This window comes from Candidatus Nitrosopumilus sp. (assembly GCF_028278985.1).
Taxonomy (GTDB): domain Archaea; phylum Thermoproteota; class Nitrososphaeria; order Nitrososphaerales; family Nitrosopumilaceae; genus Nitrosopumilus.
Window position 1 is genome coordinate 1 of record NZ_JANQTA010000028.1, and the last position, 7,535, is coordinate 7,535.

The following is a 7,535-nucleotide window of genomic DNA, read 5'->3' on the forward strand; positions in this document are numbered from 1 at the left end:
TAATTAAATCTTGGTGCTCCAGCCGGGATTTTCATCGATTGATTTTGAACCCGGGATCACTGCCTTGAAAGGGCAGTATGCTTGACCGGTCTACACCACTGGAACCCAACAAAATTCCGTATTTTGACCATAAAATCTTTTGTAAACCACAAAGATTTTTTTATTGGCGAAATGTCAGTTGTGACATGAATTTAATAAAAAAAATAGATGAAATGATTGAAGAAAGAAGTTTACTTAAGCATCCATTCTATCAGATGTGGTCTGATGGAAAATTAACTAAAGAGTCATTGGCTGGCTATTCAAAAGAATATTTTCAATTAGTAAAAGCAGTTCCATCTTTCATGACTCCTATTATTGAAAAGGCTCCAGATTCTGTTGTTAGTGAATTAGTAGAAAATCAACAAGAGGAATCTGATCATATCAAACCATGGATTTCATTTGCAAATCAATTAGGAATTTCAGAAGAAGAATTGATTCCATATTCTGGATTAACAAAAACTCAGAAAGCAGTATCAAATCTTAATGAACTGATGCAAACTTTTGAAGGTGGGGCTTGTGCAATGTATGCCTTTGAAAAAGAGATTCCAAAGATCAGTCAAACTAAACTTGACGGATTAGCAGAATTTTATGGAATGACAAATGAAGAATCAACAGAATATTTCAAACTACATACAGAAGCTGACATTAGACATGCAGCATCATGGAAAAATATTCTAGAAAAAGCTACAACTGATTCAAACAACTTGATTGAGATTGCAGACAAATCAATTTCTGCTCAAAATCTGTTACTTGACAGTTGTTATGATGAATACTGTTAATCTCATAACATTTTATACCCAAGAACAAATTCATGTGCTTGGGGCCCATAACTCAGCTTGGTAGAGTAACCGGCTCATAACCGGTGAGCCAAGGGATCGAAGCCCTTTGGGCCCATTATTCCCATTAGTTTTAAAATAAGCAAATCAAAAATTTACTGGCTGCAATGAAGAATCAGAGTTATATCTGAATGATGATGGGAAGGCATTTGTCTGAGCCGCCAAAATTATTGGCCAATCTGTGTTTTAATTTTATCTAGAATGGTTTCATCAATTAATTTCTGTTCTACTAATGCTTCAGTAATCTGCAGAATATCAATAACCGAATGCATTTTTACACCTAATTCTTCCATTGCTTTATCTGCCCCTTCCATTCTGTTTACAATTACATATGCATCATTAACTTTGATATTGACTTCGCTCAGCGACTTTAGTGCATTAACAACTGAACCGCCAGTAGTTGCTACATCATCAATCATAACAACTTTCATTCCCTCATGGATTTTTCCTTCAACTGATTTTGATGTTCCGTAATCTTTGGGTTTACTTCTGACATAAATCAGTGGTTTTACTGTTTCAATTGCCAATGCTGAAGCAATAACTAAACCTCCTGTAGGAACTGAAACTATGGAGTCAAAGTTATCTAATCCCACATCTTCAGAAATTCTTTGTTCTAGATACTTTACCATTTTTCTAAATTCGATTGGATAACTTGGAACTAATCTTAAATCTACATAGTATGAACTTTTTTTTCCACTAGCTAAAGTAAAATCTCCAAACTTGATGATCCCATTTTTGTGTAAAAAGGTTGCAAATTCTTTTACAAATTCCATATCAAAATTCACTACACTGGATTTATTTTGGTTTGTATTATGTATGAATTATGCCTGAAATTTGGTTAAATTATGGTATTACAGACGTAGTTTTGGATATAAAGGCTGAAAATTTAGAACAAAAAATTGATTCTGAAGGAAAAACACTTGATGATTCAGCGATCAATGAAAAACTCAATCAAATTGATTTATCAAAACCAATGGAACTTGTAGTGTTACATAACTCTCGCTCAATTCAAAAAATCATTTCTTCATTGTTTATGATATGTGAACAAAAATCACAACCATTTCCAAAAATTCTAGCAGAGAAAAAAATCATTAATCAAGTAAAGGCAGGTTTGCCTGAAGGAAGCTCCATCAATGAATTTGATAATTCAGAAATTTCAAATTCAAATTTGGTTTTTATGGCTGAAATGGAGTTTGATGGTCTATTTGGATATGAAACTATTGCTACTAGATTGATTAAAAAATTTGGTGAAGACTCAATGCTGGGTGCATATGCTAAGCGTCAAGGAAATCTTCCTACTCCTGGTCAATATCCTGAAAGCTTAGAGGAAGCTAAAAAATTCTCAAATAATTTTGAAATTCAAGGAATTGAAATAGTTACAAACTCTCAAGGAATTGTTGATTTCTCTTTAGGTCATCCCTCAGAAACAATTTCTGCTACTAAAATTTTAGAAAATAATTCCATCAAAGATGTTGGTCAGCATAAAACCATGATAATTAGTACTGGAAAGGATGCAAGTAACGATACACTTGGAAAATCATTTTCCTCACTTTGGAATTGCTCTAATGCCATCAAAAAAGATGGTCTAGCAATTCTAATTGCAGAATGTAAGGCTGGATTGGGCTCAGATGCCATCCAACATTTCATTGAAGACCGATTGACCTTAGATCAACTCAAAAATCCTTCAAAATACATTAACGGAATGGAAGATTTATTGTACTTGTCTGAAATTCAAAAGAATTTTCAAATTGGATTAGTTTCAATTTTACCTGAATTTTATGCAAAAAAATTAAACATGATTTCTTTACCTGGAATAAAATATTCTATGGATTATATTTTGAAAACTCAAGGTATGAGACAAAAAGTTGCAGTTGTTTCTGATGGTGCACGACTTTTACTAAGGTAAAAAGCTTGGAAGAAAACTTGATGGAAGCGGTGCACACAAAAATGCCAATCCAATGATTCCAAGATAAGCTATTTTTCTTTTCGTTGATAGTGGCGAAACATCATCTAATGGAGTTGCACTAGGATTTTTTTGACTCATTACAAGAATCAAAATAGCCATTAACCAATAGTTTAGTAAAACAAGAACTGCCATACTTCCAAATGTTGCATATCTATGTAATTTTGGACCAAGCAATGTTCTTGCCATGTGTCCACCATCCAATTGCCAAGCAGGAAGTAAATTAAGAAAAGTAATCAAAAACCCTATCCACGCTGCAAATAGGACTGGTGTCATAATTACTTCATGTCCACCACTTCCTTTACCAAACAATGCTAAACTTGCAGAAAGTAGTATTGGTTCTCCTTGTTCCCATTCTACTAGTCTTGACTCTTCAAACAGTCCAGCTGCAAATTCTTCATCTAAAACTGGGGCTGTATATGCACCATAAACAGAAACAATTACAGCAATAACTAATCCTGCAATTGGTCCTGCAATTGCAACATCAAATAAAATTTCACGATTGATTGTTAAGCCTCTTGATTGAATAAATGCACCAAATGTTGGAATTCCTATAACAGGCAAGCCTGGAATAAAATATGGCCAAGTTGTTTTCAACCTATGTGCCTTTGCTGCAATAATGTGGCCCAATTCATGAGTTCCTAGTATTCCAAGTAATGATAAAGTGTAGATTGCAGCCATCTCTAATGGATCCCCAATTTCTATAATTGAATTAGTACCTGAAGTTCTATAGTATCCATCAATCATTACAAATCCAATAACTATTGCAAAAAGAATTCTTGGTGTCCAAGATGTATTCAACCATTTTCTATGCTTTTTGATTGTAAATTTTTGAATGATGATGAATCTTTCATTGTTGTCCTGCTCTAGTTTGCACACATAACTAATTCCCTCTAATCTTCTAGCTAAATCTTCAAATTTTGATTTGAATTCAATATCTCCAATTTTAAATTCTAAAGAAAATTCTGATTTTGTAAAATCTGTTACTTCAAAAATTGAATTTACAAGGGAAATAACTTCATCCTGAGAGGGTTCATCCATCTGATATGGACTATTTTTATCCATTAAATGGTCTTTTGGTTTAAAATTAAATATTGATACTCACAATATTAGGTATGCAAGTAATTCTTCGACAATTGGGTGATTGTAATATTCGAAGAGCTGAAGGAAGCGATCTTATTCCTGTTATGGAAATAAATTTGAAAACTCTGCCAGAACATTATTCTGACTATTTCTATGAAAGCCTTCTTGCAGAACTCCCCGAAGCATTCATTGTTGCTGAAATTGGTGGCAAACATGTTGGATACATTATGTGCAAAACTGAATATGGGTTTTCAAATTTCAAGAAATTAGGTTTTGTAAAAAAAGGTCATGTTGTATCAGTGGCAGTTTTAGATGAACATAGGAAAAAAGGAATAGGAAAAGCACTAGTTGAAGAATCTGTAAAAGGTGTAAAATCACGAAAATGTGACGAATTTTATCTCGAAGTACGCTGTAGTAATACTGAAGCAGTTAGATTATATGAAAAATTAGGCTTTGTCATTAGACAACAACTTAATGCCTATTATCGTGATGGCGAAGATGCATATCTGATGGCAATAGAGTTGGAGAGTTAAAACCAATAAATAACTCGCAAAAAGTTCTCCGCCATGGACAAACGCAAAGGAATGGGAATTACCATTTTTGTTTTGTGTATTGGAGGTTTTTTCCTTTATGCATATTTGTTAATGCTTTCTGAATGGAGTCCTATTGTTTTACAATTATCTGTTTTAATGATTGCTGGAGGAATTTTGGGAGTAATTGCATGGATTGGATATGTAATGGCAACTACAAAACCATCACCTGCATCAATTACATCTGATGATTAATTATTTTGAAATTTTAACATCTACTACTGTTTGATAGTATCTTGGTCCAACAGCTCTAACAATTTTTGAATCAAGAATTTCTGATTGAACTGGTGTTACTTGCAAATAATGTTCTTCTGAAAGTTTCCCTGCGTCTATCTTTTTATCAGCATGAATATGTGAATAATAATGGATTATTCCTCCATTTTTTGTAGTGTTTATAGCTGATTCTAAAAATTCATCAGATCTTTCTGGTAACAACATCAAAGTTCTATCTGATTTATCGAGTAATTGCTCTTCAATAATTTGAGATGCATCACCATTTATTGAAATGACATTTCCTTTCAGCTTGTTTTGCTTGATATTTTTTTCACACAATTTTGATGCTACTGGATTGATATCCAAACTATATACTGTACATTTTTTCTTTTTTGCAGCCATAATTGAAAACATACCAACTCCTGCAAACATGTTAGTTACTACCTCCCCTTCTTGAGTGAGATTTGCAATTCTTTCTCGTTCAGTTGATAATCTAGGTGAAAAAAATGCATTTTCCACATCAACTGTAAATTTACATCCAAATTCCTTGTATTCTGTTTCTGTATTGTCTTCTCCAGCTAGAATCTCTAAATTTCTAGTCCTGAAATCACCTTCAACTGCAGATGCCTGATAAAAAACACTACGGGCAATTTTAACTTCTTCTAGAAGAGTCTCACCAATGATTTTTTTCTTTGCTAATAATGAATCTGGAATTCTAACAATTATGATATCTCCAATTTGATCAAATGCCGATATCAATTCTTCACTTTCTTTAGGAGAAAGCACATTTTCTAATGATTTTTTTAGCATTCGTGTCATTTTTTGTAATAGAAGTTTCCAGAAGATTTTTGATCTTTGTCTAATCTACTTTCTAGTTTGTTTACACGTGGACGTAAACTTTTTTCATCTCTTCTAAATGACATATCAAGTGATTTTAGAAATCTATTCATTGCATCTGCCTTTGGCATTGGTGATGTTGCCTTACCTGCTTTACCTGATTCACCTTCAAAAATTACCATTGAATCTGAAATCAAGTCCATTAATTGTAAGTCATGATCAATTACAATAGCTGATTTTCCAAAAGAACGCACAAATTTCTGTAAGAATTTTGCTACAGCAATTCTATCTTCAACATCTAAGAATGCAGATGGTTCATCTAATGCATAAAGATCTACTTTTTGTAAAAGACAAGACGCAACTGCCACTTTCTGAAGTTCTCCACCAGAGAGATTTTTTACAGATTTTGTATAGAGTTTTTTAATTTTTAATGGATCCAGAATCTGTTCTTCTTCAAGACTTCCTTCTACTGGACTTCCATTTGCTTTGTCTAATAATGCAACAACTTCTACATCAATTTCGTTTTGAAGGTATTGTGGTTTGTATGCAATCTTAATTTTCTTATCTACATCACCTGAATCTGGTTTTTCAACACCTGCAATCATTTTCATCATAGTTGTTTTTCCAAGAGCATTTGCCCCCATTATGCCTAGAACTTCACCTTTTCTTACTTGTCCAGGCTCAATTTCAACTGAAAATGAAGAATAATCTTTAGTTAATTTTGGATAATTAACAATGTCACTGCCTTCTTGAAATTCCTCAGCAGCAGTGGATGAGACATCAAAGGAAAATGCTTTGTCTCTAAATCTTACATTTTCATTTGGTAAGTATCCATCAAGAAAAACATTGATGCCAACTTTGGTTGAAAGAACATTTGAAACAATTCCATATGCTGATGGTTCTCCATATAACACTTCAATGTAGTCACTAAGAAAATCAAGTAATGTTAAATCATGTTCTACTACCATTACACTTTTTCCAAGTTTTGCAAGACTTTGAATTACTCTTGCAACTCCTGTTCTTTGAAATACATCATTGTATGATGATGGTTCATCAAAAAAGTAAAATTCTGTATCTTTAGAAGCTGCAGCTGCAACAGCAATTCTTTGTAATTCACCACCACTCAATTCTTTGAGACTTTGCTCAACAGAATTTTTTAATCCTAATTCATTGATTAATTCATTTGCAACTCCCCTCTCATCATATTTTTCAATTAATTCTTTTCCAGTTCCATCAAATGCCTGTGCAATATGGTGAACTTGTTGAGGTTTTATTGAAGCACGAATTTGATTTTGTTTAATTTTTTCAAAATGTTGTTTTAGTTCTGTTCCACTGTAATATTTTAGAATCTCATCCCATTCAGGAGGATTTTCATATCTTCCAAGATTTGGTTTTAGATTTCCAGATAAAATATTTACTACAGTACTTTTACCCATTCCATTTCTTCCGAGAAGTCCTACAACTTCTCCTTTCTTTGGAGTTGGGAGCTTGTATAGTCTAAATGAATTTGGACCGTATTGATGAATTTTGTCAGTTGCTAATTCACTTGCCAAATTTACAATTGTTATGGCATCAAAAGGACATACTTTAACGCATATTCCACATCCGTTACAGATATCTTCATCAATCTGAGCCTTTTTGGTCTCTTCGTTAAGTACAATACAATCTGCCCCTGATTTGTTTACTGGACAGTATTTTATACACTCCAAACCGCATTTTTTAGGCTGACATAACTCATGATCTAAAACTCCGACCCTATGTGTCATGTGCTAGAGCGGTAATCTCTTTGTTTTATACCTATTTTGGAGACTTTTGTCCTTTCGTTACGTTAATAATTGAGATTTTGACCTTATTTTTCAAGCCGGCCATAGCGTTAGGGTGCGACCCAATCCCTTTCCGAACTTGGAAGTCAAACCTGACGTCGCTGTTGTGCTACTAAGATGCGAGAGCCCTTGGGAAGCAACAGTGCTGGCA

Annotated in this window: 8 protein-coding genes, 2 tRNA genes and 1 rRNA gene; 6 read left to right on the plus strand and 5 right to left on the minus strand. The window is 33.5% G+C overall.

Translation table 11 applies throughout. The features are described 5' to 3' along the window. Nucleotides 1-11: 11 nt before the first annotated feature. Nucleotides 12-105 (minus strand) — tRNA-Glu (locus Q0941_RS09115). An 80-nt stretch (nt 106-185) separates the two neighbouring features. On the opposite strand from Q0941_RS09115, the gene Q0941_RS09120 reads away from it, so the two are divergent. Both Q0941_RS09120 and Q0941_RS09125 read left to right on the plus strand, forming a co-directional pair. After that, entirely contained in the window at nt 186-818 is a 633-nt protein-coding gene (locus tag Q0941_RS09120; RefSeq protein ID WP_299293278.1) for a TenA family transcriptional regulator, read from the plus strand. 41 nt (nt 819-859) lie between these two features. Continuing rightward, nucleotides 860-933, plus strand: a tRNA-Ile gene (locus tag Q0941_RS09125). 109 nt (nt 934-1,042) lie between these two features. Here Q0941_RS09125 and pyrE read toward each other — a convergent pair. After that, nucleotides 1,043-1,648 carry an orotate phosphoribosyltransferase gene (gene pyrE, locus Q0941_RS09130; protein ID WP_299293281.1) on the minus strand — a complete coding sequence of 202 codons (606 nt, stop codon included), beginning with the start codon at nt 1,646-1,648 and terminating at the stop codon, nt 1,043-1,045. A gap of 50 nt (nt 1,649-1,698) precedes the next feature. Here pyrE and Q0941_RS09135 point away from each other — a divergent pair, with 50 nt between their 5' ends. After that, nucleotides 1,699-2,781, plus strand: a complete 1,083-nt coding sequence (locus tag Q0941_RS09135; protein ID WP_299293285.1) for a transcriptional regulator — start codon at nt 1,699-1,701, stop codon at nt 2,779-2,781. On the opposite strand, the gene Q0941_RS09140 is transcribed toward Q0941_RS09135, so the two are convergent. Beyond that, nucleotides 2,773-3,879, minus strand: coding sequence for a site-2 protease family protein (locus Q0941_RS09140; protein WP_299293287.1), 1,107 nt, complete (start codon nt 3,877-3,879; stop codon nt 2,773-2,775). The genes Q0941_RS09135 and Q0941_RS09140 overlap by 9 nt on opposite strands. Nucleotides 3,880-3,953: 74 nt before the next feature. Between Q0941_RS09140 and rimI the strand changes: the two genes are divergently transcribed. Together rimI and Q0941_RS09150 are read left to right on the plus strand one after the other, a co-directional pair. Continuing rightward, nucleotides 3,954-4,454 (plus strand): ribosomal protein S18-alanine N-acetyltransferase, encoded by a 501-nt coding sequence (gene rimI / locus Q0941_RS09145; protein WP_299293289.1) that lies wholly within the window; start codon nt 3,954-3,956, stop codon nt 4,452-4,454. Between the two features lie 33 nt (nt 4,455-4,487). Next, the gene (locus Q0941_RS09150) at nt 4,488-4,706 is read left to right on the plus strand and encodes a transcriptional regulator (RefSeq protein ID WP_299293292.1); all 219 of its coding nucleotides are present in this window, start codon (nt 4,488-4,490) and stop codon (nt 4,704-4,706) included. Here the strand turns inward: Q0941_RS09150 and Q0941_RS09155 are convergent, their stop codons facing one another. Both Q0941_RS09155 and Q0941_RS09160 read right to left on the minus strand, forming a co-directional pair. Further along, complete coding sequence (locus Q0941_RS09155) at nt 4,707-5,534, minus strand: class I SAM-dependent methyltransferase family protein (protein WP_299293298.1); 828 nt, start codon at nt 5,532-5,534, stop codon at nt 4,707-4,709. A 5-nt stretch (nt 5,535-5,539) separates the two neighbouring features. Further along, complete coding sequence (locus Q0941_RS09160; protein ID WP_299293295.1) at nt 5,540-7,327, minus strand: ribosome biogenesis/translation initiation ATPase RLI; 1,788 nt, start codon at nt 7,325-7,327, stop codon at nt 5,540-5,542. A 91-nt stretch (nt 7,328-7,418) separates the two neighbouring features. On the opposite strand from Q0941_RS09160, the gene rrf reads away from it, so the two are divergent. Next, nucleotides 7,419-7,535 (plus strand): 5S ribosomal RNA (gene rrf / locus Q0941_RS09165); the annotation flags it as partial.

Coding starts and splice junctions, on each gene's coding strand:
- Q0941_RS09120 (WP_299293278.1), top strand. CDS start 186: ATGAATTTAATAAAAAAAATAGATGAAATGATTGAAGAAAGAAGTTTA.
- pyrE (WP_299293281.1), bottom strand. CDS start 1,648: ATGGAATTTGTAAAAGAATTTGCAACCTTTTTACACAAAAATGGGATC.
- Q0941_RS09135 (WP_299293285.1), top strand. CDS start 1,699: ATGCCTGAAATTTGGTTAAATTATGGTATTACAGACGTAGTTTTGGAT.
- Q0941_RS09140 (WP_299293287.1), bottom strand. CDS start 3,879: ATGGATGAACCCTCTCAGGATGAAGTTATTTCCCTTGTAAATTCAATT.
- rimI (WP_299293289.1), top strand. CDS start 3,954: ATGCAAGTAATTCTTCGACAATTGGGTGATTGTAATATTCGAAGAGCT.
- Q0941_RS09150 (WP_299293292.1), top strand. CDS start 4,488: ATGGACAAACGCAAAGGAATGGGAATTACCATTTTTGTTTTGTGTATT.
- Q0941_RS09155 (WP_299293298.1), bottom strand. CDS start 5,534: ATGCTAAAAAAATCATTAGAAAATGTGCTTTCTCCTAAAGAAAGTGAA.
- Q0941_RS09160 (WP_299293295.1), bottom strand. CDS start 7,327: ATGACACATAGGGTCGGAGTTTTAGATCATGAGTTATGTCAGCCTAAA.